This is a genomic window from Candidatus Poriferisocius sp., from assembly GCF_965204015.1.
Lineage (GTDB): Bacteria > Actinomycetota > Acidimicrobiia > Acidimicrobiales > Bin134 > Poriferisocius.
On sequence record NZ_OZ241965.1, the window covers coordinates 2,989,527 to 3,013,509 of the forward strand.

The 23,983-nt window shown below is 61.4% G+C and carries 22 protein-coding genes and 1 tRNA gene; 10 read left to right on the forward strand and 13 right to left on the reverse strand.

Going from position 1 to position 23,983, the window contains the following annotated elements; genetic code table 11:
* Positions 1-2 precede the first annotated feature (2 nt).
* Both ACOGJC_RS13425 and ACOGJC_RS13430 read left to right on the forward strand, forming a co-directional pair.
* Positions 3-2,354, forward strand: coding sequence for an aerobic carbon-monoxide dehydrogenase large subunit (locus ACOGJC_RS13425; protein ID WP_419845504.1), 2,352 nt, complete (start codon positions 3-5; stop codon positions 2,352-2,354).
* Between the two features lie 63 nt (positions 2,355-2,417).
* Positions 2,418-3,416 carry an XdhC family protein gene (locus ACOGJC_RS13430; RefSeq protein ID WP_419845505.1) on the forward strand — a complete coding sequence of 333 codons (999 nt, stop codon included), beginning with the start codon at positions 2,418-2,420 and terminating at the stop codon, positions 3,414-3,416.
* Positions 3,417-3,437: 21 nt separating this feature from the next.
* On the opposite strand, the gene ACOGJC_RS13435 is transcribed toward ACOGJC_RS13430, so the two are convergent.
* From ACOGJC_RS13435 to ACOGJC_RS13460, 6 genes are all read right to left on the reverse strand, one after another.
* On the reverse strand, positions 3,438-4,670 hold the full coding sequence (locus ACOGJC_RS13435) for a cytochrome P450 (RefSeq protein ID WP_419845506.1): 1,233 nt from the start codon (positions 4,668-4,670) through the stop codon (positions 3,438-3,440).
* Between the two features lie 29 nt (positions 4,671-4,699).
* Positions 4,700-6,064 carry an ABC transporter substrate-binding protein gene (locus ACOGJC_RS13440; protein ID WP_419845507.1) on the reverse strand — a complete coding sequence of 455 codons (1,365 nt, stop codon included), beginning with the start codon at positions 6,062-6,064 and terminating at the stop codon, positions 4,700-4,702.
* A 154-nt stretch (positions 6,065-6,218) separates the two neighbouring features.
* The gene (locus tag ACOGJC_RS13445; RefSeq protein ID WP_419845508.1) at positions 6,219-7,013 is read right to left on the reverse strand and encodes an ABC transporter ATP-binding protein; all 795 of its coding nucleotides are present in this window, start codon (positions 7,011-7,013) and stop codon (positions 6,219-6,221) included.
* Positions 7,010-7,807 (reverse strand): ABC transporter ATP-binding protein, encoded by a 798-nt coding sequence (locus ACOGJC_RS13450; RefSeq protein ID WP_419845509.1) that lies wholly within the window; start codon positions 7,805-7,807, stop codon positions 7,010-7,012. The genes ACOGJC_RS13445 and ACOGJC_RS13450 overlap by 4 nt, the downstream gene beginning before the upstream one ends.
* Complete coding sequence (locus ACOGJC_RS13455) at positions 7,804-9,147, reverse strand: branched-chain amino acid ABC transporter permease (RefSeq protein ID WP_419845510.1); 1,344 nt, start codon at positions 9,145-9,147, stop codon at positions 7,804-7,806. The genes ACOGJC_RS13450 and ACOGJC_RS13455 overlap by 4 nt, the downstream gene beginning before the upstream one ends.
* Positions 9,148-9,184: 37 nt before the next feature.
* Positions 9,185-10,093 carry a branched-chain amino acid ABC transporter permease gene (locus tag ACOGJC_RS13460; protein ID WP_419845511.1) on the reverse strand — a complete coding sequence of 303 codons (909 nt, stop codon included), beginning with the start codon at positions 10,091-10,093 and terminating at the stop codon, positions 9,185-9,187.
* Between the two features lie 118 nt (positions 10,094-10,211).
* On the opposite strand from ACOGJC_RS13460, the gene ACOGJC_RS13465 reads away from it, so the two are divergent.
* The gene (locus ACOGJC_RS13465; RefSeq protein ID WP_419845512.1) at positions 10,212-10,775 is read left to right on the forward strand and encodes a nuclear transport factor 2 family protein; all 564 of its coding nucleotides are present in this window, start codon (positions 10,212-10,214) and stop codon (positions 10,773-10,775) included.
* Between the two features lie 13 nt (positions 10,776-10,788).
* Here the strand turns inward: ACOGJC_RS13465 and ACOGJC_RS13470 are convergent, their stop codons facing one another.
* A complete protein-coding gene (locus ACOGJC_RS13470) occupies positions 10,789-11,583 on the reverse strand; it encodes an SDR family NAD(P)-dependent oxidoreductase (RefSeq protein ID WP_419845513.1) in 795 nt (264 codons plus the stop codon).
* Positions 11,584-11,610: 27 nt separating this feature from the next.
* Between ACOGJC_RS13470 and ACOGJC_RS13475 the strand changes: the two genes are divergently transcribed.
* From ACOGJC_RS13475 to ACOGJC_RS13500, 6 genes are all read left to right on the forward strand, one after another.
* Positions 11,611-12,672 (forward strand): hypothetical protein, encoded by a 1,062-nt coding sequence (locus ACOGJC_RS13475; protein ID WP_419845514.1) that lies wholly within the window; start codon positions 11,611-11,613, stop codon positions 12,670-12,672.
* Between the two features lie 10 nt (positions 12,673-12,682).
* The gene (locus ACOGJC_RS13480; protein ID WP_419845515.1) at positions 12,683-13,216 is read left to right on the forward strand and encodes a UGSC family (seleno)protein; all 534 of its coding nucleotides are present in this window, start codon (positions 12,683-12,685) and stop codon (positions 13,214-13,216) included.
* A 301-nt stretch (positions 13,217-13,517) separates the two neighbouring features.
* Entirely contained in the window at positions 13,518-13,817 is a 300-nt protein-coding gene (locus ACOGJC_RS13485; RefSeq protein ID WP_419845516.1) for a hypothetical protein, read from the forward strand.
* A 19-nt stretch (positions 13,818-13,836) separates the two neighbouring features.
* Complete coding sequence (locus ACOGJC_RS13490; protein WP_419845517.1) at positions 13,837-14,463, forward strand: transposase; 627 nt, start codon at positions 13,837-13,839, stop codon at positions 14,461-14,463.
* A complete protein-coding gene (locus ACOGJC_RS13495) occupies positions 14,460-15,725 on the forward strand; it encodes a DNA methyltransferase (RefSeq protein WP_419845518.1) in 1,266 nt (421 codons plus the stop codon). Before ACOGJC_RS13490 ends, ACOGJC_RS13495 begins: the two co-directional genes overlap by 4 nt.
* Positions 15,725-16,471, forward strand: coding sequence for a hypothetical protein (locus ACOGJC_RS13500; protein WP_419845519.1), 747 nt, complete (start codon positions 15,725-15,727; stop codon positions 16,469-16,471). The genes ACOGJC_RS13495 and ACOGJC_RS13500 overlap by 1 nt, the downstream gene beginning before the upstream one ends.
* Positions 16,472-16,743: 272 nt before the next feature.
* Here ACOGJC_RS13500 and ACOGJC_RS13505 read toward each other — a convergent pair whose 3' ends face one another.
* From ACOGJC_RS13505 to ACOGJC_RS13530, 6 genes are all read right to left on the reverse strand, one after another.
* Positions 16,744-19,338: an AAA family ATPase gene (locus tag ACOGJC_RS13505; protein WP_419845520.1), complete on the reverse strand. Its 2,595-nt coding sequence runs from the start codon at positions 19,336-19,338 to the stop codon at positions 16,744-16,746.
* 120 nt (positions 19,339-19,458) lie between these two features.
* Positions 19,459-20,130 carry a dual OB domain-containing protein gene (locus ACOGJC_RS13510; protein WP_419845521.1) on the reverse strand — a complete coding sequence of 224 codons (672 nt, stop codon included), beginning with the start codon at positions 20,128-20,130 and terminating at the stop codon, positions 19,459-19,461.
* Between the two features lie 9 nt (positions 20,131-20,139).
* Positions 20,140-20,604 (reverse strand): DUF488 family protein, encoded by a 465-nt coding sequence (locus ACOGJC_RS13515; protein ID WP_419845522.1) that lies wholly within the window; start codon positions 20,602-20,604, stop codon positions 20,140-20,142.
* A complete protein-coding gene (locus tag ACOGJC_RS13520; RefSeq protein WP_419845523.1) occupies positions 20,544-21,134 on the reverse strand; it encodes a DUF488 family protein in 591 nt (196 codons plus the stop codon). Before ACOGJC_RS13520 ends, ACOGJC_RS13515 begins: the two co-directional genes overlap by 61 nt.
* Before the next feature lie 959 nt (positions 21,135-22,093).
* Positions 22,094-22,161: transfer RNA gene (locus tag ACOGJC_RS13525), tRNA-OTHER, on the reverse strand.
* Between the two features lie 95 nt (positions 22,162-22,256).
* Complete coding sequence (locus ACOGJC_RS13530) at positions 22,257-23,180, reverse strand: PAC2 family protein (protein ID WP_419845524.1); 924 nt, start codon at positions 23,178-23,180, stop codon at positions 22,257-22,259.
* Here ACOGJC_RS13530 and ACOGJC_RS13535 point away from each other — a divergent pair.
* Complete coding sequence (locus tag ACOGJC_RS13535; protein ID WP_419845525.1) at positions 23,179-23,979, forward strand: SDR family NAD(P)-dependent oxidoreductase; 801 nt, start codon at positions 23,179-23,181, stop codon at positions 23,977-23,979. The genes ACOGJC_RS13530 and ACOGJC_RS13535 overlap by 2 nt on opposite strands.
* Positions 23,980-23,983 lie beyond the last annotated feature (4 nt).

Sequence of the window (23,983 nt, forward strand, 5' to 3'; positions counted from 1 at the left end):
TCATGGTTGCACCAACAACTCCGGCTGAAATCGGTGGCATCGGTCACAGCGTCCAGCGCAAAGAGGACGCCCGGCTCATCGAGGGCCAAGGGAACTTCCTCGACGACATCGATCTGCCGAACACGCTGCACATGGCTATCCTGCGCTCGCCGCTGGCCCACGCCCGCATCAACGGCATCGACTCCGATGCGGCCACCGCCCTCGACGGGGTGTTGGCCGTGGTCACCGGCGATCTGATGGACCAGCACGGGCTGGCCTGGATGCCCACCCTGTCGGGCGACACCCAGGCTGTGCTGGCCACCGACAAGGTGCGCTACCAGGGCCAGGAGGTGGCCGCCGTTATCGCCACCGATCCCTACATCGCTACTGACGCTCTCGAGCTCATTGAGGTGGACTACGAAGAGCTGCCTCCCATCACCACGCCCCAACAGTCTCTGGAGGAGGGAGCCGCGCTGATCCGGGACGAGAAGGAGGGCCAGACCGACAACCTGGCCTACACCTGGGAGACCGGCGACCAGGGCGCCACCGAAGAGGCCTTTGCCAAGGCCGACCGGGTGGTCACCCTGGAGACCCACTATCCCCGCTCTCACCCCGCCCCGCTGGAGACGTGCGGGATCGTGGCCGACGTCAACTCGGTGACCGGCCAGGCCACCATCTACATGACCTCGCAGGCGCCCCACGCCCACCGGACGCTGTTCGCCATGGTGGCCGGGCTGCCCGAGCAGAACATCCGCATCGTCAGCCCCGACATCGGCGGCGGCTTCGGCAACAAGGTGCCCATCTACCCCGGCTATGTGGTGGCCACCGCGGCATCGCTGCTCATCGGCCAGCCGGTGAAGTGGGTGGAGAGCCGCACCGAAAACCTCATCTCCACCGGCTTCGCCCGCGACTACTACATGAAGGGTGAGCTGGCCGTCACCGATGAGGGACGCATCCTGGGACTGCGGGTGAACATGCTGTCGGACCAGGGGGCGTTCTACTCCGACGCCCAGCCCACCCAGTTCCGGGCCGGGCTGTTCCACGTGGTCACCGGCAGCTACGACTTTCCCGCCGCCCACATCGACTGCAAAGGGGCGTTCACCAACAAGGCGCCCGGCGGGGTGGCCTACCGGTGCTCGTTCCGCATCACCGAGGCTTCCTATCTCATCGAGCGCCTGGTGCAGAACGCGGCCTATGAGGTGGGCATCGATCCCGCCGAGATGCGGCTGCGCAACTTCATCCAGCCCGAGCAGTTCCCCTACGAGACGGCCACTGGCTTCGTGTATGACTCTGGCGACTATCCCACCGCGCTGCGCACCGCCATGGACGAGGTGGGTTATGAGGACCTGCGCCGGGAGCAGGCCGAGGCCCGGGCCGAGGGACGGCTCATCGGCATCGGCATCGCCCACTTCACCGAGGCGGTGGGGGCAGGGCCGTCGCGCACCTACGACATCGCCGGGTTGAAGATGATCGACTCGGCCGAGCTGCGGGTACACCCAACTGGCAAGGCCATCTTGAAACTGGGGGTGAAGACCCAGGGCCAAGGCCACGAGACCACGTTCGCCCAGATCGTGGCCGAGGTGCTGGGTATCCCGGCAAACGACATCAAGGTGGAGCACGGCGACACCGACCACACCCCCTACGGGCTGGGCACCTATGCGTCGCGTTCCACTCCGGTGGGCGGTGCGGCCACTGCGGTGGTGGCCCGCAAGCTGGCCGACAAGTCCAAAAAGATCGCCGCCCACCTGCTGGAAGCGGCCGACGAAGACATCGAGCTGGCCTCGGGAGTGTTCTCGGTGGCGGGCAGCCCCGACCGGTCGGTCACTATCCAAGATGTGGCCCTGGCCGCCTACACCAACCTGCCCGAGGGCATGGAGTACGGCCTGGAAGACGTCACCTACTACGACCCGCCCAACCTCACCTACCCCTACGGCAGCTACATCGTGGTGGTGGAGGTAGACCCCGACACCGGGGTGTGGCAGGTGCAGCGGATGGTGGCGCTGGACGACTGCGGGGTGCGGATCAACCCGATGATCGTGGAGGGCCAGATTTGCGGCGGGCTCACCGAGGGCTTCGCCATGTCGGCCATGCAGTGGATCACCTTTGACGAAGACGGCAACTGCATCGGGGCCAACTTCATGGACTATCTGGTGCCCACCGCCTGGGAGACCCCCAAGTTCGAGCTGCTGGCCACCGAAGTGCCCTCGCCCCACCATCCCATCGGGGCCAAGGGCGTGGGCGAGTCGGCCACCGTGGGATCACCCGCCGCGTTCGTGAACGCGGTGATCGACGCAGTGGCCCACCTGGGCGTCCGCAACATCGACATGCCGGTACTCCCCGACCGGGTGTGGGCCGCCATCGACGAAGCCAGCTAATCAAGGGTGCTCGTCGGGCAGGTCGGAGAGAATAGTGCTCGTGCGGTCCCATAGGTCAAAGCCGTGAACGTCGACGTCATGGCTCGGGCGGTGGAGCTGCGCCAGCAGCGTCGACCGTTCGTGCTGGCCTCGGTGATCTGGCGGCGAGCTCCGTCGTCGGGCCAGCAGGGATCGCAGGCGGTGATCCTGTCCGACGGTTCGGTGCGGGGCTGGCTGGGCGGGGCCTGTGCCGAGCCCTCGGTGATTGTGGAGGCGATGGCCTGCTTGGACCACGGCCAGCCTCGGCTGCTGTGTCTGGGCCCCACCGACGGTCGGGACCGCGACCGAAGCGCCGAATCTGGTTCGACCGACGAGCACAGCGACGGGCTGCGCTCGATTGCCATGGCGTGTGAGTCGGAGGGAGCAATGGAGATCTATCTGGAGCCGAGCCTGCCGGCCCCCCAAGTGGCGGTGATCGGGCGATCTCCGGCGGTGGACGCCATCGCCGCGGTGGCTGCGGCTATCGGCTGGGATGCGGTGATTGTCGACGACGGGGGTCAGCCCGACGACCATGAGAACCCCGACCTGGTGCGCACCAGCCTGGATCTGGGCGGTCTGACCGTCGACCGGGCCACTGCGGTGGTGGTGGCCACCCAGGGGCACTACGACGACATCGCGCTGGCCGCCGCGCTGGCCACCGACGCCGGCTACATCGGCCTGGTGGCATCGGCCAAGCGGGCTGAGGCCATGAACGACTACCTCCGCACCCAAGGGTTCGGCGACGACGATCTGGCCCGCATCTGCGCCCCGGCCGGCTTAAACCTGGGCCGCATCCCCAACCGGGAGATAGCGGCCGGGGTCATAGCCGATCTGGTGGCTCGCCGGGCGGAAGGCCAGCTCTCGATCGACGCCGGGTCAGAATCTCAAGATCGGCCGGTCGAAGCTACCGACCCAGTTTGCGGCATGACCGTGCTGGTGGCCGATGCCCGCTATCGCTCCACCCACAACGGCATCGACTACTACTTCTGCGCTCCCGGTTGCCAACAGCGCTTCGAGGCCCAGCCTGCCGAGTTTGTCTCCTAGACCGCCCCCGCTTGGGCCGGTTCAAGCGGCAGGGTGGAGAACCACATCGAGGGTCTCGGGGGAGCGGAGTACGATGCCGGTGTCGGGGGGCACGTCGCCGGCGAACTCGAAGTGGTCGAACCGTTCGACCATGTACTCCAGGGTGCGCTCCATCTCCAGCTTGGCCAGTAGCGAGCCGGTGCAAGTGTGGGGGCCGGCGCCGAAGGCCCGAACCGGGCCGATCGGGGTGTAGTTGGGCCGCTCGGCGCCCTCGAAGCGGCCCACGTCGAACACACCGGGGTTGTCGAAGCGGTCGGGGTCGTGATTGGCGCTGGCGATGAAGCCCATGAGCTTGTTCTCTGCTGGGATCACCGTGCCGCTGACCTCCATGTCTTGTTTGGTCATACGCACGATGGCCTGTACCGGCGGGCGGAAGCGGAGAATCTCGGTGGCGGCTGAGCTGGCCAGCGAGGGATCGTCCTTCAAGCGCTGCCACTGCTCGGGCTGCAAGATGAGGTGTTTGACCAGGTTGGCCAGTGCCCGGTCGGTGGTCTCGATTCCGGCTGACAATAGGAATGCCGTGAAGCTGCGGACTTCATCGTCGGACAGGCGCTCGCCCTCGTACTCCATGGAGCACAGGTCGGACAGCAGCTCATCGCCGGGACAACCGCGGCGCTCCTCGATGCTGGGGGTGACGAAGTCGTAGAGCTCGTCACGAGCCGTCTCTCCACGGGCGTGGACCGCCGGATCCTGAGCAAAGTTGGAGGTTCCCGCCGCGACGATGTCGTTGTACCAGTTCCGGAAGTTGCTGGCCGCCCCCATGTCCATCAACTCGGCGATGGCTCCCAGCGGCACCGGCTCGGTGAGCCCGGTGCGCAAGTCGGCCACCTCGGGGGCCACCGGCAGTTCGTCGCCGTACTCCCGGACCAACCCCGACACGATCTCCTCGATGGTGGACCCGAGATAGCGGGGGCCGCGCAGGCGCTTGGCCAAAATGGCGTCCTTGCGCCGGTGCTCGTCGCCCGACATCTGCAAGATGGCCCGACCGAAGATGCTGGACGTGCCCGGCCGGTTCATCAGTGCCCCGAAGTTCTCGGTGTCCTCCAGCATGGCGGTGATGTCGTCCCACCGGGTCAGCACCCAGGCTTGGAGCGGCTCAGCCCACACCACCGGGGCCTCTTCCCGCATCCGGCGGAATGCCGGATAGGGGTCGGCCCCCACGTTGTCGGTCAGATAGGCGTTGAAGTCTTCAGCGACCGATCTGGAATCCGGCAACGTGGGGGCCTTTCCACTAAACGATTCGGCTAGCCGATCTCGATGCCGTACTCGCCGTCGAAGCTGTCGGCGTAGAAGCTGAACGGATTGGCCGGCACCATGCCGCCGGAGGCGGTATCGAGCGAGAACGCCGCGCCGCACTGGCTGTGGTTGCTGGAGCTCCAGTCGATCGGGCAGGTGATGCCCATGGTGTCAAATGTGCCCTTCAGAGCCTCGGTCAGGCTCTCGCGGCTCAACTCGCCGGTCTCAGCAGCCCGCTCCACGGCCTGGTGGAACACGTAGCCGTTGAGGAAGCCGTGGGAGAAGTTCAGGTTCAGGTGCTCGCCGTCGTAGCCGGCCAGCGTTGCACACCGCTCCATGTCAGCCGAGGCTGCGATGTTGTTGTTGGCGGTCATGAAAGAGTGGATGCCGAAGGTCTGATCGCTGACCGACTCCGGGCCTTCGGTCCAGATCGAGTTGGCTGCGATGCCGTGGATGCCGATGATGGGAACGTCGGTGATGCCCGAGTCGGCCATGCCCTGCATAACCACCAGGCCCGCGCCCGGCGAGCCGTGGAGGGTCACGTAGTTCACGCCCTGCTCGTCGATGCCTTCTTGCAGTTCCACCATCTGGGCAGTGACCTCAGTGGCACCCGGCGCCACGTACAGGGTGTTGACGTAGGTGCCGCCACCCTTGAGTACCGACTGCTCGACGTAGGCGGCGAACTCGGTGCCGGAGGGCACCTCAAGGCTGATGCCCATGACCACGGCGTTCTCAATGCCGCCGACGGTGGCGGCAATGTGTCCGGCGGCCAGGTCGGCTTGGTCGCCGTAGTGGGCCAGGTTGTTGAAGTACTGGTCACCCTCGAGCTGGATGTCGATGGTCTGGGGTGGGCCAATCACCGGCAGGTTCAGGGCCTCGACGTCGGGCTGGAGCTGGGTGCTGATGTGCGAGCCGCCCAAGCCGAGCAGGGCAATCACCTTGTCGTCTTCGGTGAGTTTGGTGAAGTTGATCGCGGCATTGTCGGCGTTGAACTGGTCATCCTCGGGCAGATAGTCGATCATCCGTCCCAAGATGCCGCCACTCTCGTTGACGCACTCGAAATAGGCCTCGATGCCGTGGCTGTTGAACGACTGCGACGATGCGGTCGGCCCAGTCAGGTCTCCCATCCAGCCGACCTTGATCGAGTCGGAGGTAACGCCGTTGTCCGGGTTGTCGGGAACCGTCATCTCCATGGGCTCTTCTTCCGCTGGAGCGGGTGCCTCAGTGGCCTCTGGTTCTGGTGCCGGTGCCTCTGTCGCGGCAGCGGTCGGTGCCGGAGCAGCCGGTGCATCGTCGTCGTCGTTGCCGCACGCCGCTGCGATTAGCGCGAACGCAAAGAGCACGACTGCCAGTTTGAGCCAGCGATTCAACATGTGGGGTCCCCCTCCATCATTTGTTGTTAACAGCCCGCACTCCAAATGAGGCGCGAACCAGCCGACACCCTAGCTACTGCAATGCCGAAACATGCAAGTCCGAATGTTGGGATATAGACAAAGGGCGCTAGAAGTCAAGGAATCGAGTAGCGGCTCACACCTCGACTTCGGTGCCTAGGTAGGCGGCGATCACCCGCTCGTCCTGTTGCATCTCTGCGGGCGTTCCCTCGGCGATCTTCTGGCCGAAGTCAAGAACCATCACGTGGTCGGCAATCGACATCACCACGCCCATGTCGTGCTCGATGAGAAACACCGTCATGTTGAGGTCGTCCTGGGCGGCGTAGATGTAGCGGATCATGTCCTGCTTCTCGTCCACGCTCATGCCCGCCATGGGCTCATCCAGCATCAAGAGCTCGGGCTCCATGGCCAGCACCCGGCCGAATTCCACCCGCTTCTGCACGCCGTAGGGCAAATCGCCCACCGGCTCCCGGCGGTAAGCGCGCAGGTCTAGCAAGTCGACGACCCGCTCGATGGCCGCTCGAGCAGCCAATTCCCGCTTGATCGCCCGCCGGGTGAACAGACCGCCCTCCATGAGCCCGGTGTGCTCGTGGACATATCTGCCCAGCAGCAGGTTGGTGAGCACGTTCTCGCCCATAAACAGCCCGAGGTTCTGGAACGTCCGGGCCACGCCGAGGCGGGCAATCTGATAAGGGCGGTAGGCCAGCAGGTCCTCGCTGGGTTTGCCCTTCGGGTGGAACTGCACCTGGGCGCCGGGCAGCGGCTTGTAGACACCGGACACCGCGTTGACCAAGGTGGTCTTGCCGGCACCGTTGGGACCGATGAGGGCGAACAGAGAACCCCGCTCCACACTGCCGCTGATCGAGTCGCATGCCCGTACACCACCGAACTGCACGGTCAAGTCGTCGAAGCTCAAGATGGGATCGCTCATGACTCTGCGGCACCGGGTCGCTCGATGGCGGCATACGAGGTGTGCGCCTCTCCGCCGCCCCCCAGATACAGCTCTTGCACCATAGGATTGCCTCGGAGTTCGGCCGCGCTACCCTCCATCAGTACCCGGCCCAGTTCGAGCACGTAGGCGTCGGCCGCGTGCTGGAGCGCCAAACTGGCATTTTGCTCGATGACCAGGATCGAGGTTCCTCGCGTCTCGTTGATCTCGCTGAGCAGCTCGAACAACCGGTGGACAATCTTGGGGGCCAGCCCCAATGACAGCTCATCGCAGATGAGCAGGGACGGCTGCGACATGAGGGCCCGGCCCACGGCCACCATCTGCTGCTCGCCTCCCGACAGCAGACCAGCGGTCTGGTTGAGAAGCGGGCGAAGCTGGGTGAACAGCTCCAGGTTCTGTTCCAGCGACTCGTCAATGCCAGATAGGTCGCTTCGACTGGCCGCGCCGCACAACAAGTTCTCCTTCACCGTCAGATTGGGAAAGAGCTTGCGGCCCTCGGGTACCTGGGCCACGCCGGCTTTCACGATGTCGGGGCTCTTCTTGCCCAGGATCGACTCGCCCCCCAACGTGATGCTGCCCCGGCGCACTCGGCCCTTGTGGAGATAGAGCAGGCTGGTGATCGACCGGACCAGGGTGGTCTTGCCCGCGCCGTTGGCCCCCAAAACGGTTACGAACCCGCCGGGGGGCACGGTGATGTTCACGCTGTCCAAAGCGGTTACGCCCCCGTACACCACCGTGAGGTCTTCGATCCGCAGGTTGAGTCCGTCAGAGCTCATGGCCCTCTCCTCGCCAGTGAGCGGCCCAGCCAATTCTTGAAATCCCTCCAAAGGCCGGCCAGGCCATCAGGCTTGAACATCAGAATGATCACCACCAAGAAGCCCTTGATGGCCAGGTCAATCTCACTGGGGTAGTCGCTGAGGAAGTCGATGTCCCTCACGAACCAGAGTTCCTCTCGGGCCCACTTGAACCACTCGGGCAGGAACCAGAAGAACGCTGAGCCGAAGATGGCCCCCTGGATGCTGGAGAAACCGCCGACCACGATGATGATGGCGTAGTTCAACACGGTCTGGACGTTGAAGCTGTCCTCTCCCCGAGAGCCGATGTAGAACGAGGCCAGCACACCCGACATGGACACCACCGCAGAAGACAGTGCGAAGGCCAACAGCTTGGATCGGGCCACGTTGATGCCCAGCAGCGAGGCGGACACATCTCGGTCGCGCACCGCGGCGAAGGCCCGCCCCTCCCGGGTCCGAACCACGTTCACCATGAACAGAATCGACAGCACCGTGATGGGCATGAGCACCCAGTACCACCGGAATTGACCGGTGATGACGAACTCGCCGTTGTCGTCAGGGTCGATGCCGGGCAGCCAGTGCAGCCACGAGGCGATCCGCGGGGAGTTCTCGCCCTTGAAACGGATGCCGACGAAGCCGAAGTACTCCTGGAGGTATTCCCGCCACACCAGCATCATCACGAAGTGGAATCCGAAGGTGGCCAGCAGCAGGTAGAGGTGCTTGAGCCGCAGGGCGGGCAGACCGGAGATGGCGCCCACGACAGCTCCGGCCAAGGCCGCCGCGGGCAGGGCCAGCCACATGTTGCCGCCGCTCCACTGCACGCCGACGATGCCGCCGACGATGCTGCCCAAAGCCAAGAACGCCACGTGGGCCAGGCTGATCTGGCCGGAGTAGCCCACCAACAGGTTGAAGGCCGCGGCGCCCATGGCGAAGATCAGCACCAGATTCACCACCGCGAACCAGGTCGCCCACGGGAAGTCCATGGGCGGGGTGAAGTCGGAGGCCAGGATGAAGGGCAAAACCAGCAGCCCGAAGGTGGTCAGCGCGGCCCACGACCGGTCGCTGGGGGTGCGCCACAGCCGCATATCCTCACGGTGGGTGAGTTCGCCCCGAGGGGTCCACACCCAGGCCATTCGGGCGACCACGGCCAAGACCACCACCGTGATCAGCGCCTTCCACCAGAAGTTCACGTTCTCAGTGGTCGAGCCCAAGATGAATGGCACTACCGCGGCGATGACGAAGGGAAGGAACCGCTTGATCGTCGACGGGCGGTAAGTCGGGGACTCTTCTTGCTGGGGGGCGGGGTTCTCGACAGCCGTCATTGTTCGCCCCGCAAGAATGCGCCATTCAAGCCCTGGCTCATACCCGCTCCAGGTCCTTTCGGCCCCACAGCCCGGTCGGGCGCACCAGAAGAACCACGAACATCACCGAGAAGGCCACCGGCTCACGCCACTTGGTGCCCAAATGGCCGTTGGCGAACTGCTCGATCACCCCTACCACCAGGCCGCCCACGATGGAGCCGCCCAAAGATGTGAGACCGCCCACCACCGCGGCGGGGAAGGCCCGCAAGCCGATGGCCTCGATGCTGCGGTCGATGGCCCCGGTGACGTGGCCGAACAGCAGCCCCCCTACGCCGGCCATGACCATGGCCGCGGCCCAGGTCATGGCGTAGACCTTGTCGGGATCGATCCCCATAGCCGCGGCGGCCTCGATGTCGTCGGCCACCGCCCGCATGTGCAGCCCCAGTCGGGTGTATTTGAAGAAGAGGAAGAACAGCAGCACGCAAGCTGCCACCACCGCGAAGATGATCAGGTCGACGTGCCTCACGGTGGCCCCGCCGACCTCGAAGCTGCCCTGGGGCAGCAGGTCGAGGCGGGCTCGCTCCGTGGGGCCGTAGAAGATCAGCAAAAGGGCGCGGATGATCGTGGCGATGCCCAGGGTTATCAGCACAATGGCAAAGAAGCCTTGGCCCACCATTCGCCGCATGATCCCGTAATGAACCAATAGTCCGAACACCAGCATGACCAGCAGCAGCACGAACACGCCCAAGAAGAAATTGAGATTCTCGGAAATCAAGAACGTCAGCGCGAAATAGGCCCCGAGCATCAGGAATTCCCCGTGGGCCAGGTTCAACACGTCGGTGCTCTTGTAGACGAGCACGAAGCCGAGGGCCACCACGGCATAGATGGCGCCGAGAGCCAATCCGCCGATCAAAAGCTGCAAGTTGACGCTTGGATCGGCTGTGAAGTTGCCAAAGGCTAAGAGCATGGCCCCCCTAAAATTGACCGGGCGTTGCTGGCCAACGGAGGGCGACGGTAGTTTTCGCTGGCTGGTGTCGGCAAACCAGGCTGGGCCAGCAGAACTTCGCGAATAGAGAGGAATCGGCATGGCTGGCGTATCTGAGGGCTTGGTCGAGCGCATCGCTCAACTGGAGGCTCGGGAGGAAATCCGGGAGCTCGTGGCCCGCTACGGAATGGCAGTGGACGACCGAGACGTCGAGGGGCTGGCCGACATGTTCACCAGCGATGCGAAATTCGGCCAGGCAGACGGCACGGTGGCCAATCAGGGGCGCGAGGCGGTGATCGACTTCTACACCGAGCGCATGGCGGCGTTCGGGGCTACCTACCACTACCCCCACAGCCACGTCATCGAACTCGATCCCGACCGCCCCGGCTGGGCCACCGGAATGGTCAACGCCCACGCCGAGTTGGCCCTCGACGGGCGCACTCTGGTGACTGCGCTTCGGTACTTCGACGAATACCGGGTGGAGGACGGCCGCTGGCGCTTCGTGGAGCGGAAGGTGGCCATGATCTATTACATGGACATGGCTGCGCTGGTCGACGGCGGCCTTTCCGAGTCGGACCGCAAGCGCTACTTCGGCACCGTCGGCCCGTCGGAGCTGCCCGAGAGCCTCGACACCTGGAATAAGTTCTTCGCCGAAGTCGGCTGAGCCTCGGGTCTGGTCAGGCCACCGACATGCCGCCGTCGATGACGATGGCGGTGCCGGTAGTCCACGACGATTCGTCGGAGGCCAAGTGCAGGGCCAGTTGGGCGATGTCTGAGGTGGTGCCCAACCGGCCGATGGGGTGGCGGACCACGGCGGCTTCGATCATCTCATCGACGGTGGCGTCGGCGGCCACGGCCGCGGTGGCCGAGAAACCGCCTCGCTTCTCGTAGGTGGCCCGCACCAGGGGGGTGGGCACTGTGCCCGGGCAGATGGCGTTGACCCGGATCTTGTCGGGGCCGTAGTCCACCGCCATTTGCCGGGTGAGGCCGATTACCCCGGCCTTGGCCGCGGAATAGGCGGCGATGCCCGGCACGCCGATCACGCCGCCGACGCTGGCCTGGAGCACCAGCGAGCCGCCGCCGGCCTCGACGAGATGGGGGATGGCGTATTTGACCGACAGCCACTTCCCGGTGAGGTTCACCCCGATCACCCGGTTCCACTCCTCCAGGCTGAGGTCGCCGGCTCGGCCCGGCCCGTCGACCCCGGCGTTGGAGTACACCGCGTCGAGCCCCCCGAAGGCGGTTACGGCCTGGTCGGTCATGGCTTGGCAGTCGCCGGGCTGGGTCACGTCCACCCGCATGCTGATGGCCTGACTTCCGATCTCGGCCGCGGTGGCGGCCGCGGCGTCGCCGTTGATGTCGGCGCACATCACCTGGGCCCCCTCGGCGGCGAACAGTTGCGCCGCGGCCTTGCCGATCCCCGAGCCTGCCCCGGTCACGATGGTTCTCTTGCCTGCCAGTCTTCCTGTCACGGCGGCGAACCCTACTAGTTTCGCACCATGGCTCAGGAGTTGGTGCTTGCCGAGGCAGACGTCCAGGAGGAGTTCTTCGACCGGGGCTGGACCGACGGGCTGCCGGTGGTGCCGCCCACCCCCGAGCGAGTCCAGTCCATGCTCGACCACGCCGGTTTGGTCCCGAGCGACATCGTGGGCCGCGTGCCCGAGCGGTCTAGGGAGGTAACCGCGGAGAAGGCGGCCGTCAATGCGGTGATGGCTGGCTGCCGACCCGAGTACTTCCCGGTAGTGCTGGCCGGGTTGTCGGCCATGTTCGACCCCCGGTTCGGGTGCCACACCGTGGTGACCAGCACCGGCGGGGCCGCGCTGTGCGCGGTGGTGAGCGGTCCACTGGTGGCCGAGTTGGGATTCAACTCTTCTCGCAATGCCCTAGGGCCGGGCCACCGGGCCAACGCCACCGTGGGTCGGGCTCTGCGGTTGGTGGCCATGAATGTGCTGGGCGCCCGGTCAGACACCCTCGACGGCTCGTCGCTGGGCCATCCCGGCAAGTTCACCATGCTGGTGGCCGAGGAGCCCCCGCCCGAGGGATGGCCGCCGCTGCGGGTGGAGCTGGGCTACGGCGAGAACGACACCACGGTGACCATGTTCCCCTCCGAGAGCCCCCACCAGGTGGCCAACCACCTCAACGGCGATCCCGAGGGGATCCTGTTGACCTTTGCCGCCGCCATGACCAACCCGGCCACTTACGCAGTGGCCAAGAAGCACCAGGTACTGCTGGTGATCGGCCACGAGCACCGACAGATCTTGGCCGAGGCCGGCTGGACCAAGCAGATGGTGCGAGAGTTCTTGGCCGAGCACAGCCGGGTTACCCCCGAGCACTTGAACGCGGGCGGCGTCTTGCAGGAATTCACCGCGCAAAACGACATGACACCCGACCCCGACGGCAAGCTCAACACGGTGCGGGGGCCCGACGACATCTTCTTGGTCACCGCGGGCAGCGCCGGGGCGGGCTGGTCGGCCTACATCCCCAACTGGGCCCCGGTTGTGCACTCGGTGGCCGTCACCCGGAAGGTGGCTGCTCCCGGTGATGGACTACCCTTGGCGTGAAGGAGGTCGCATGTCGTCGGTAACTGTTCTGTCTCCGGTGTACGAAGAAGCCCAAATCGATGAGGTGGCGATGGCCTCCCGGCGCACCCCCAGCGAGCCGGTCGTGATTGGGGTGATCGACAACGCCAAGAACAACGCCAAGGAGCTGCTCACCTACGTGGCTGAGGGCCTGCGCGACCGCCTACCGGTGGCCGACATCGTGGTCCATTCCAAGTCGGCGGCGGGCAAGCCCATCGACGCCGACGACGCCGAGATGCTGGCCGCCCGCGCCCACCTCATCATCTCCGGCCTGGGCGATTGAGGGGCCTGCACGGCGTGCAGTCTGCACGACGCCGTCCACATGGAATCCCGGGGTATCCCCTCGATGCTGCTGATCACCGAGCCGTTTGAACCGGTGGTCGAGTCGTTCGCCCCCACCGTGGGCATGGCCACCTACCCCGCGGTCACCGTGCCCCACCCCGTCTCCACCCTCGACGACGAATCCCTCCAAAAGCTGGCTACCACCATCATCGACGAGGCTCTCAATCGCCTGACCGCGCCGTAGAAGCCCGGGAGGCGTTCGGGCTCACCACCAGGCAACTAAGCGAACTAGGTGGCAAGTTCGACGTCTACAGCCCTAGACAAAACAAGGAGCGATTATCGGTGTATGCGTTCCACGCCCACGTTGGTTGGTGAAGTCAGCTATTGCGCTAAAGATTCTTGTGAGTAAGTGGGACCTCCATTCGACGCAGGGTGGATGCGAGCAGAGAATTCTCGGGCAATGGAAACCTGCACCACATCAGGAAATGGAAAAGCATTGAAAAGTGCCGATGACAAACTGTCACTCCCGTCGGTGCAATGGAGGCATGGACAAGGCGAAGAAGAAAGTTCCGGGCAGACCGGACCGCGACGGCATCTCGCTGATCAAACTGACCACAATTTCACCCGAACACAAAGCGGCAGCACGCTGGTTCGAAGCCGCTGCTTGCCGCACAAGGCCTCTGTTTCAAGTGCAGTTCTGTGAACGTTCAGAAGGGTTCACAGAAGCGCACTATGCCATTCAGGTGCCGCGACTGCCGCGGGCGCTGGTCGGTTCGCACTGTCATGGAGTGCTCAAATCCGGGATGTCAGGCGTGGGTGTTCGGTATTTGCATCGTGATGACTAGATTGAGGGGCGTCTCGTCCATGGAGTTCCGTGGGGACTTGGGGATCGGCCAGAAGGCCATTTGGTTCCAGCTCCTCAGATTGCGTGAGGCTACGACCGCCTTTGTCGGGGCCCTGGAGATCACCAATCGCGCCGACAAGCGCACGAAAGCCGCAGGCGAGCATGTCGGCAACGCTATCGTCGCCAGTGTGAAGGATCGGACTGCTAACGGCGTCGTTGTCCGCGTGGTTCCCGACACAACAGCCGACACGTTGGTAGGGATGGTGTTGGATAACGCCGATCCGAGCGCGCAGACACTTACCGATGAGGACAATGGCTACCTGCCTCTGCAGGATACGGACTACGGTCACCAGGCCATCAGGCACACTATCGGTCAGTATGTCAATGAGATTGCACATACGAACGTTTTGGGGTTGTTCTGGTCTATGCATCAACGCGGCTACCACGGGATGTACCACCAGAATCCCCACAAGCACCTAAACCGTTTTGTGGCCGAATTCTCCCACCTTCACAACGAACTGCCCTTGGACGCGGTCGACCAGATGAGCGGAATGATGAAGTGCATGGACAGCGGGCAGCTCACCCATAGGCGGTTGATCGCTGATAGGCAACACGCTACGAGAAGAGAACAGGAGATGGCTGCATGACGGTTTCTAAGTACGGAACGTTCAAAGACAGCCTAAATGCGCCCGTCCACAGGTGGTTCACCTACCCGGCGGGCTATTCCCACAAATTGGTGGAGGCCAAGGCAGGTGAGTACGGGATCGGCCCAGGCGGGCTCATTGCCGACCCATTCGTCGGTACTGGCACAACATCTCTGGCAGCTAAGCAGATGGGCGTGGACTCGGTGGGCGTGGAGGCGCATCCTTTCGTCTACTGGGTGGCGCAAACCAAACTGGACTACGAGAACGACCTGGACCTCTTGGAGAAGGAGGCCGGGTTGATATCAGAACACTCCCACGACATCCTCTCAGAGGGCTGCCACATGGACGCTCACTGGCCCGATTTGGTCCACAAATGCTTCGATGAGGAGAACTTGGACCGGCTTTACGCCCTTCGCACTGCGGTATTGGACAACGGCGGCGAGCGCCAGGACTTCTTCAAGGTTGCACTCACTGCTGCGCTTAGGGACACAACGTCTGCTGGAGCGGGATGGCCCTACATAGCGCCCAGCAAGTTCGCTGAACGCAAGATACGCCGAAACGCATTTCATGAATTCTCTAGGCGATGCGATCTGATGGCACAGGATGTCGCCCAGATGTTGGCCGCTACCGCCCCCGCGTCGGAACACAGGCTGGTAAACGGCGATGCACGCAGACTGTCCGACTACGTCGAGAAGGCCGACATGATTCTTACGTCCCCGCCCTATCTGAACAACTACGACTACGCCGACCGCACCAGGATGGAGACATATTTTTGGGGCTTATACGACAGTTGGGCTGACATAACGGCCAATGTTCGTGACAAGCTGATGATGGCAGCCACGACTCAGGTGCGAAGAGGAGAGATGGTGGACACGGCAGGTATGCCGCTCGTGGCCTCCCTGGACGCAGTGGTGCATGGCGATCTGCAAGATGCTGTAGAGCGGCTTGAGGAGCTTCGCACGCAGAAATCAGGCAAGAAGTCATATGACATGATGGCGGCGGGCTATTTCGAGGACATGGCGCAGGTCGTTATGCAGGCTCGTGAAGTGTTGAAGGTCGGATGCCCCTTCATCCTGGTGCTGGGTGACTCAGCGCCATATGGCGTTCACGTCCCGACGGATGAAATCATCGGTCGGCTGGCCGTGGGAGCTGGCTTTTCCTCCTACAGCGTAGAGGTCATCCGTACCAGAGGAGACAAGTGGGCAGGCAACTCCCAGCGGCACAAAATCCCGCTGCGTGAGAGCATCGTTACGGTGATTCGCTAATGTCCAATCCCGCCGCAGCACTGGGCCAAGAGGTCGGCAAGCTATTCGAGGCGTCCATCGTGGACCGCCTCCGCCCAGATGTAGAGGTACGCGGCCACACCATCGGCCCGCAACGTATGAAGAACGGCACTGACAACGTGTACCAAATTGACGCTGTGATATCGAACGCAAACGGCCAGCCAGTGATGATCCTGGACCCGAAGTACATACGTTACAAAAAGCACAACCGGGACAAGGGGAGCTGGCTGTGCGTAGCCCACTACAACCTACGCAAGACCTACCCGACCATCAGGAAGACTACTGCTGTTCTAGCCGGAAACTGGTCTAGGACATCGCTTGCGCTCATAGAGAGCTTCGGCATAGAGGTAATCACGGCGGGATTCCAGGGGATGGTGGATGTCCTAGGAGACTTCGGCGTGGAGTTCGACTGGGACGAGAAGGATAGGTCAACGCCCACGAGAGCGCTGGAAGCATTCAACAGGATAGGTGAAGACGGCATGGCGAACCTGGCGTTCGCGCTGACCGACAGCATCATGGACAAGGTCACATCATCCGTCTTGGACGTACTCGATACCGACGCGGCGTCAGTTCAAAGCCGAGTGTCGGCAGTGGAAGTGCTGGTGAAGACAGACCGACATGAGATGCTGCTTATGCAGTTTGACACCGTTGCCGAAACAGTGAGCGGTCTGGTCGACTTTATGGACGAGCGCTCTGATGTGAGCGACCTATTGGAAAGGGGACAGTAATGTCACCGGAGAAGGGGGATTGAGCGCTAGGCACCATCAAATATAAACTCTGCGACAGTGTTTCTACGCTACTCCCGATGATATTCCGGATGCCCTGCCTTGGATGGGTCTGCCGAACATATTTGCCGAGTCTCGCACCTAAACCCTCGCTGGGAATGGCGTTCATCAGAGGCCATCCGCTAGAGGGCACCTTAAACGTGGCATTCTTGGCTCTACTCAGTGATGGGCACTAGGAATACTGGCCCGGAAGTCCGTTGTCCTTCCAATAGCCGTCATTTGGCGTATCCACGAACTCGCTTATGCCAAGTTCGAAGACGGTTAAGGTCTTCTTCAAGTTCCGAGATTTCTGGTAATGGGCGGTTTAATTCTGAACTACGGTCGTGGCTGCCCCTGTCACCGCACCGCGTGAAGGCGGTTTGGAATTCCTGATTATCAGATTCGGTAAATTGCGCGACCACTTTCAAGTTTGTGGGTCTAATTTCCAACCGCCCTCGAACCTGAACTGGACCGATCACGACTTCTTCCAAAGCCCGCTCCCAAACTAGCCGAAGATCTTGATACCAGCTCCTTGCTTCCTTGTGAGATACTTCAGGGTCGCCCTCAGCATAGACTGATCTTAAGTTAGCAATTCCTCTTTCGAGGTAGTTAAGGCGCTCTCCAACCATTTTGGCGTCCCAAGGACTACCATCTCTTATGCGCCCAACGTGCTCTAGGTGCTTTGTCACCCACCTTTCAGTTATTCCAACAGAGGCAGCCTCAGCAGCTCGCTTTAGGTCGACAACAAAGGCAACGTCATGAGTGAAAATAATGACCTGCCTACTGGATGCGAGCTCGATGATTCGTTGGGCGACTTGTTCTCTGCAAACATGATCAAGAGAAGTTACTGGATCGTCGAATACTACGGCTGAGTTACTTGGATCGCCCTCAACCTCTGTAAGGAAACCAGCCAAACCGAGCGCGGTTTGCTCACCTTCGCTAAGGACGGAATCGAGGCGAGCGGGCTGAACTGCATTGACGAGCTTCGCCTGATGTTTGAGGTTGCCTTGCCCACCACCAGTATCAGCAAGCCTCACTCGGTGCAGGCCAAGCCTGAGGGTCTCCTGGCTGAAGTGATGCTTCATGATGTCGCTTACATGGGTACGCGTTAGTTCCGCCGCCCGGCGTGTAATTCCGTGGGTGGAGGTAAGGCGAATTGCATCGTCAATTGTACTGACTTTCCGCAGTACAGATATATGGCTCTCAATGGCCGTTCGCTTCTCTTGAAGGGTTTGGCGCCCGAGGATCTCAGCTTCCTGTTTACGTAATTCATCAAGCTGAGTGCTTGGGTCATCAATTTCAAGATCAGTGAGCTTCTTTCTGGACTCATTAGCCAGTTGGTCTGTTGCCGGGAAATTGGACTCCGAGTGGAAATTCCCAATTTCAAAGTCGTCATTGCCAAGCTCATATAGGATTTGAGCGCGACGGTCTTCAAGGGCTTGGAGCGCTGCCTGCAGCTCAGAATGTGAAGCTTCGCTGCTCGCCGAGATGCTCTGGAGGAAAAGCTCTGTTTTGGTGTCGAAGACTTCGTGATCGCGGGGCTTTGAGAACAGTTGTTCGAAGGCATCCTCTGCATCGCGAGCTTTACGTTCGGAGTCAGCGGCCACGTACTGGTCGAATGCACGTAGCCGATCAGACGCATGTTCGTCCAATTCCTGTTGACATAGGACGCACCGACCCGGGGTTCCTTCGTCTGCGGTGACTGGAAAGTGCTTGTTCGGATATGCAACCTCCTCGCTGAATCGCCGCGCGGCTTCCCACAGAAGGTTCCATGATGCGCTTCCAACTCCACTGATTGCCTCGGACGCGAATCTTGCCGCACTAGCCGCGTCAGCCGCTTCCCGCGCAACTGAAGCCTGCGTCTTTGCGTTCTGCAGTTCGGCCAATTTGTCATCACTTAAGATTTTGTGAGTCTGAGTGATGTGGTCCAATAGGCTTGTTATAGCTGATAGGAGTTGATTCAGATTCGAACGCTGCTTGGCTAAATCCGCCGAAGTAAGATTCGCAATTCGATTTCTGAGAGATGCCAAATGATCGTCGATATCGATTGGGAGTTCTGATGCGAGGTTAATGTCGAGGGCGGTCGTACTTGCCGAAATTGAAGCTACGAATTCAGCAGCCTGTGTTTCAAGTGGGACTGACGGGAGACCAGCCATCGAAGTCGTACAACCATCACGGCGTTTCTGTAGTTCGACGCGGACTCGGTTCGCAACAATCACTAGTTCGTTGAGAAGTGCGATAGAACTTGGACGATAGGCTACTTCGGTCTCAGTTGAAATGTAGTGTTTAGCACACTCAGAGTCGTAAAAGCTCACCCTTGAAAGGAAATCGAGGCGGTCGGAAGGCCATGCTAGCGTTTCTTCTGAGGAATCTATTGAAACAGTGAGCAGAGCCGATTGCTCGGCTGGAGCTTCGAATACGTTTGTCAAAATGTCCATGTCGTGGCGTGCCCGTGTAACTTTTTTTAAAACCCGTGCATAGCCTGATTTTCCGCTACCGTTTTCTCCGTACACAAGTGTAATGCCGTTGGGTGCAAAGTTCAGACCATCTGGCCATGTAAGTGCATTGACAGCTTTAGGTTCAGCGATTCTCGCGATTTTAACTTGTTCGCTCCCTCGACTGATACTCAAAAAATCTGAAACCTCCAATTTTGCGACATCTAAGGAGGCGTTGTCAGCCTCCCGTTCAGCTATATCGGCCAAAGCTGAGACTCGGGCGTCAGATATTTCATTTTTCCGCGCCAGATCTAGTAATGCTTGCTGCTCCCAACATGGCCGCTCTCTTGACCATTCAACAATGGCTTGTATGAGTTCCTCTTGCGCATTAGACATGAGAGTGCAGTTATCTCCTCAGTATATTAGAGTGAAAATGAAGGCAGGGTAAACATATATAGTGCGGTGAACCAAACGGTACCACAATCGAATAGTGTCAGCATATAATCTGACAATAGATCAGTTCGGAATCTCAATCGCTCCAGCTATCAGCATGTAACAATATTTCTCTTGGTATCCATATGGGCGAAATGCCCCGCCAAGACTAACTGTAAACCACCAGTCAGATGATGATTGAGTAAAATTCTTGCCTTCTTGTAAGATATGTGAAGCTTCAAAGGTAACCGGTAGGTCGTAGTCAGTTCCAGCAAATGTGAATCCGGATCGAATCTGTGTCCTACCAGACCAAGTTCGTTTTCGGCGAAAATATGGACCGACTGCTCTAACGAGAACAAGCGATTCCGCTAATCCTTGCCTTTCAATACTTGACCAGCTTATTTTGTCATCCTCCGTGCCAAAGAGTGTATCTTTTTTGTGCTCGCTACGTGTGAGAAGACTAACGACCTTGTTGTTCTCCGCTTTCTTCTCCTTGAGAAGTAGCCATGGCTTGTTTGCTATCAACTGGTTCTCTGGTTGATGGAGTATGGGGGCAGCTTTTTCAATTGGAAGGCGAACTAGGTCGAGAGGTTGAATAGGTCGCCCTACATCGAGTTGGCATTGGTCCTCTGTGATTGCTCCTCCCTGGGCAGTCGACACGGGTCTTACCCAGGTTCCGTTCTTTAGCAAGCCTGCTATGCACCGCTCTTGGTGTTTCCAGGAGTTGGCCATACAGAGCATTTTGACCTCATGCATTGGCAGACCTCATGTGGTGACGGAACAAGTCCGGGGGAGGTGGATGGGGGTTACGTCGCCCCAATGGTGGCCTAGGTATTCGACGACTAGTCGGCGGTGGCAGTGGTCGGGGGTGTGCTCGCTGCATAGTAGAGCCGTCCGAGGGTCGAACATGTCAGGTGACAGCTTGTCTTCGATTTGTCTCTGCACCATGAGGTCGACGAAGCGCTTCTCGTATTCGTCCCAGTTGAACTCCTTCTTCTTGTAGCCCTTGAGCAGTTCTTCGGTGGGGGCGAGCAAATCAGGCTCGTGGACGTACTCGGCTTGACAGAGGTGATCGAGGAAGTACTTGAGGTCGTCTCGCTTTGCGAATCCGGAGAGCTGGCCGGTGTTGTTCAGGCGGACATCGATGAGCCGGCCGACCCCTTCGTCTCTCAGGAGGCCAAAGAAGCTCTCCGCGGTGTGTTTGGTGAAACCGATTGTGCAGATTTCCATGTCGTCACGTCCTCAAGAAGGGTCTGCTGCTGGTGTTTGCCAGTATCTCGGCTCATCTCGGATTCATCAACTAATTCCCCGTCGCCCCGGATATGGGTGACTGTGACAGAAGCATCGGATTCTTCAAGGGCCCAAGTGATGAGCCTACGACGATGACAGTCGGAGGGATCCTCTTCGCTGCACATCATGGCGATTCGATAGGTAGCAGTCCCCTTGACAAGGCGGTCGAGCCCATGCTTGAAGCGCTCGGTCTTGGCTAGCTCGCCGTACAGCACATAATCCTCATCGTCGTATAGCTCGGGTTCGGGAGGGCGCCCCCCAAGTTCCTTGCCGAGGAACAGATAGCGGAATCCAGCATCCTCGAGAGACCGGCGCAGCGGGGCTTGGCTGAAGTGGCCTTGGTAGGAGGAATAGGGCTGGGATCGCACGTCAACCAAAACACCGATCTCGTTGGAGCGCAACAACTCTAAGAAGCGTTCGATGCTGTGGTTGGAATGCCCGATAGTCCACAGACACTCCTGATCGGTCATGGTGCTCAGCCTATGCCCTGGTAGTGACAGTTTGGCGATCCGCTATATTCCAGGGGCAGCGGAGGAAGGCTTCGAACTGGGTGGAGAGGTCGTCGCCGGTGGGGAGTCTGGGCATCCACAAGTAGAGTTTGCCGTCGCCGCCATGCTGGTGGCTAGCGCCTCACAGCAAGCGGCTACCCTGACGGCATGGTTTCCGCCCAAACTCCGGAGACTGACAAGCCACGCACCCCCCAGCGGCCACGCGGACGATCCCCCATCGTCGCAATAATCACCATTGGAGCAGGCGTTCTCTTTGGCGTTCAGCCCCTCCTCAACCTTCTCCCGCTACCAAGCTGGCTTGTGGGCTTACTCATGCTCATCGTTGGGTTTGCAGCGTTTGGTGCGTTTCTTCGCTTCATGAGGCGGCGATACCCAGACGATCCTCGCTATGGCCCGTTCGTCAGGGACGGGCGCGACGCCGCGACGTTTGTCGCATATGTCGGCGTCTTTGTGGGAACGTCCCAGGCCATCAGCTACCTCCCACTACCGATCTGGCTTTTGCTACCGCTGGTATTCATCGTTGGGTTTGCAGCGCTTCTAGTGGTCATTTGCGTTATGGTGCGGCAGCGACACCCCGATGATCCTCGTTTTGCCGGATCATTCGCGGCTGCGTATGCCGGATTATTAGCGGGCTTGTTCTATCGCTTTCTGGGGCGGCGATACCCCGACGACCCTCATACTGGCCGCCAGCGCCGAGACTGAATCCGGTGGCTGTGGCCTGACGCTCTCAGGATGCGCCAGATTTCTGGCCACCCAGTGAAGTCCCGTGAGGTTTCCCTGCGGTCAGATTCATCGACGGGTCGGGCGCCTGGTCCATCTTTCGCCGATTGCTGCAGAGTGAGCGATGGGTCTTGGCACTTATTGGCTCTGGCCGTCACCCGCCTGACCGCTGAATAGCATCGCTCCGCTATAGTGGGCGGTGGAGCTGGGGGGACTCGAACCCCCAAGGAATCGACTTTGGAGGCCGTCCTTGCACCATGCCAGCCCCACCAATGGAGATCCTACTGATCTCTTTGGAACAGCGTCGGATCATATGATTCGGCGCTGTTCTACTTGTAAAGCACTTAAATGTACTGAACGGGTCTACTTCCAGGGGTCGCGCAGGAAAGCCTCGAATTGGGTGGCGAGGTCGTCGCCGGTGGGGAGGAGGTCGTCGGCCTCGTCGATCTGGCGCTCGAGTTGGGCGACGTAGTTCTTGAGGTCGTCATCGCCGGCCACCGCAGTGTCGACCCGTTCTCGCCAGGCGGCCGCGGCCTCGTCAAGCTCGTCGTGGTCGGTGATGATGCCGGTGATCAGCTCGAACCGCTTGAGCAGTGACCGGGTGGCCTCGGGGTTGGGCGGTCCGGGCACGTAGTGGGGTACCGATACTCGCAGGGAGATGACCGGGATGCCGGCCTGGTCCAGAGCATCGTGGAGCGCGCCCACCAGGCCGGTGGGGCCTTCATAGGTGGGGCGGCCCAGGCCGAACATGCGGGCTAGCTCCGCATTGGTGGAGCTGCCCACCACTCCCAGGGGCCGGGTATGCGGGGCGAGGCCGACCATGGCTCCCAGGGTGACCACCAGTCCTGCCCGACACTCGGTGGCCACCTCCACCAGGTAGTCGGCGAAGGTCCGCCACCTCAGGTGGGGCTCCACCCCGTCCACCACCACCAGGGGGTGTTTGGCGCCGTAGCGCTCCACTCCGGCCACCTCGGTGGTCGGCCAGTCGATGACTCTTTTTCCCTCATCGTCCAGACGGACTTCGGGTCGGCGATCCTGGAAGTTGAAGAACCCCTCAGGGTCGATGCGGGCCAGGGGCTCGACGCCGTTGGCGCTTTCCTTCATCAGCCGCACCGCGGTGGTGGCCGCGTCGGCCGCATCGAACAGTCCCTCCAACGCCACCACCATGACCGGGTTGGATAGGGAGGGTTGATCCACCAGCCATTCCAGCTCCGCCACCATGGCCCAAGAATCGCACTGGCTCGGCGGTAGGGCAAGCCAGATAACGGTGAGACAAACTGGATTCATGAAGGGGCTCGGAGTCTTCGACCTCAGCGGAAGGGTGGCGTGCATCACCGGTGGGGCCAGCGGCATCGGCGAGGCCGCCGCGGAGACGCTGGCCGCGGCCGGGGCCGCGGTGGTTCTGGGCGACATCGACGGCGCGGGGGCTGACCGAACCCGGGACCGCATCAATTCGGGTGGCGGACGGGCTATGGCTCTAGCGGTGGACACCACTCAAGCCGACCAGGTAGGTGCCCTGGTTGAGGCGGCAGTGGACGAGTTCGGGCGGCTGGATGTGATGGCCAACGTGGCGGGCGTGGGCAGCTACGGCGACGTGGTGGACGTGTCCGAGGCCGAGCTCGACCGAGTGCTGTCCATCAACTTCAAAGGGGTGTTTTTCGGATGCCAAGCGGCGATGCGGGTCATGGCCCCTCGGGGGTCGGGCTCCATCGTGAATGTGTCGGCCACCGCCATCAACACCCCTGTGGGCGGCTTGTCGGTATATGCGGCTACCAAGGCGGCGGTGGCCATGCTCACCCAGTCGTTGGCGGTGGAGGCCGGGCCCGACGGGGTGCGGGTCAACACCATTGCTCCTGGTTTCACCCTGACCAACTTCGTGGGAGGGCATCTGCGCGACGCCCAGGGCCAGGTGGATCCCGCCGAGATGGACAGCTACCTCAAGCTGATGCGGGACCGCTCGCCGCTGGGCGAGGTGTGCGAGGCGTCAGATCAGGCCAACCTGATCTGGTTCTTGGCCTCGGATGCCTCCCGCTATGTGACGGGCCAGATCCTGCGAGCCAACGCCGGCCAGAGCATCACTTGGTAGCGCC

Bases quoted from the DNA above. Each gene is read 5' to 3' on its own strand.
- ACOGJC_RS13500 (WP_419845519.1), top strand. From the start codon at position 15,725: ATGTCCAATCCCGCCGCAGCACTGGGCCAAGAGGTCGGCAAGCTATTC.
- ACOGJC_RS13485 (WP_419845516.1), top strand. From the start codon at position 13,518: ATGGACAAGGCGAAGAAGAAAGTTCCGGGCAGACCGGACCGCGACGGC.
- ACOGJC_RS13440 (WP_419845507.1), bottom strand. From the start codon at position 6,064: ATGTTGAATCGCTGGCTCAAACTGGCAGTCGTGCTCTTTGCGTTCGCG.
- ACOGJC_RS13495 (WP_419845518.1), top strand. From the start codon at position 14,460: ATGACGGTTTCTAAGTACGGAACGTTCAAAGACAGCCTAAATGCGCCC.
- ACOGJC_RS13455 (WP_419845510.1), bottom strand. From the start codon at position 9,147: ATGACGGCTGTCGAGAACCCCGCCCCCCAGCAAGAAGAGTCCCCGACT.
- ACOGJC_RS13520 (WP_419845523.1), bottom strand. From the start codon at position 21,134: ATGACCGATCAGGAGTGTCTGTGGACTATCGGGCATTCCAACCACAGC.
- ACOGJC_RS13490 (WP_419845517.1), top strand. From the start codon at position 13,837: ATGGAGTTCCGTGGGGACTTGGGGATCGGCCAGAAGGCCATTTGGTTC.
- ACOGJC_RS13450 (WP_419845509.1), bottom strand. From the start codon at position 7,807: ATGAGCTCTGACGGACTCAACCTGCGGATCGAAGACCTCACGGTGGTG.
- ACOGJC_RS13535 (WP_419845525.1), top strand. From the start codon at position 23,179: ATGAAGGGGCTCGGAGTCTTCGACCTCAGCGGAAGGGTGGCGTGCATC.
- ACOGJC_RS13475 (WP_419845514.1), top strand. From the start codon at position 11,611: ATGGCTCAGGAGTTGGTGCTTGCCGAGGCAGACGTCCAGGAGGAGTTC.
- ACOGJC_RS13515 (WP_419845522.1), bottom strand. From the start codon at position 20,604: ATGGAAATCTGCACAATCGGTTTCACCAAACACACCGCGGAGAGCTTC.
- ACOGJC_RS13460 (WP_419845511.1), bottom strand. From the start codon at position 10,093: ATGCTCTTAGCCTTTGGCAACTTCACAGCCGATCCAAGCGTCAACTTG.
- ACOGJC_RS13465 (WP_419845512.1), top strand. From the start codon at position 10,212: ATGGCTGGCGTATCTGAGGGCTTGGTCGAGCGCATCGCTCAACTGGAG.
- ACOGJC_RS13425 (WP_419845504.1), top strand. From the start codon at position 3: ATGGTTGCACCAACAACTCCGGCTGAAATCGGTGGCATCGGTCACAGC.
- ACOGJC_RS13510 (WP_419845521.1), bottom strand. From the start codon at position 20,130: ATGCATGAGGTCAAAATGCTCTGTATGGCCAACTCCTGGAAACACCAA.
- ACOGJC_RS13505 (WP_419845520.1), bottom strand. From the start codon at position 19,338: ATGTCTAATGCGCAAGAGGAACTCATACAAGCCATTGTTGAATGGTCA.
- ACOGJC_RS13530 (WP_419845524.1), bottom strand. From the start codon at position 23,180: ATGAATCCAGTTTGTCTCACCGTTATCTGGCTTGCCCTACCGCCGAGC.
- ACOGJC_RS13445 (WP_419845508.1), bottom strand. From the start codon at position 7,013: ATGAGCGATCCCATCTTGAGCTTCGACGACTTGACCGTGCAGTTCGGT.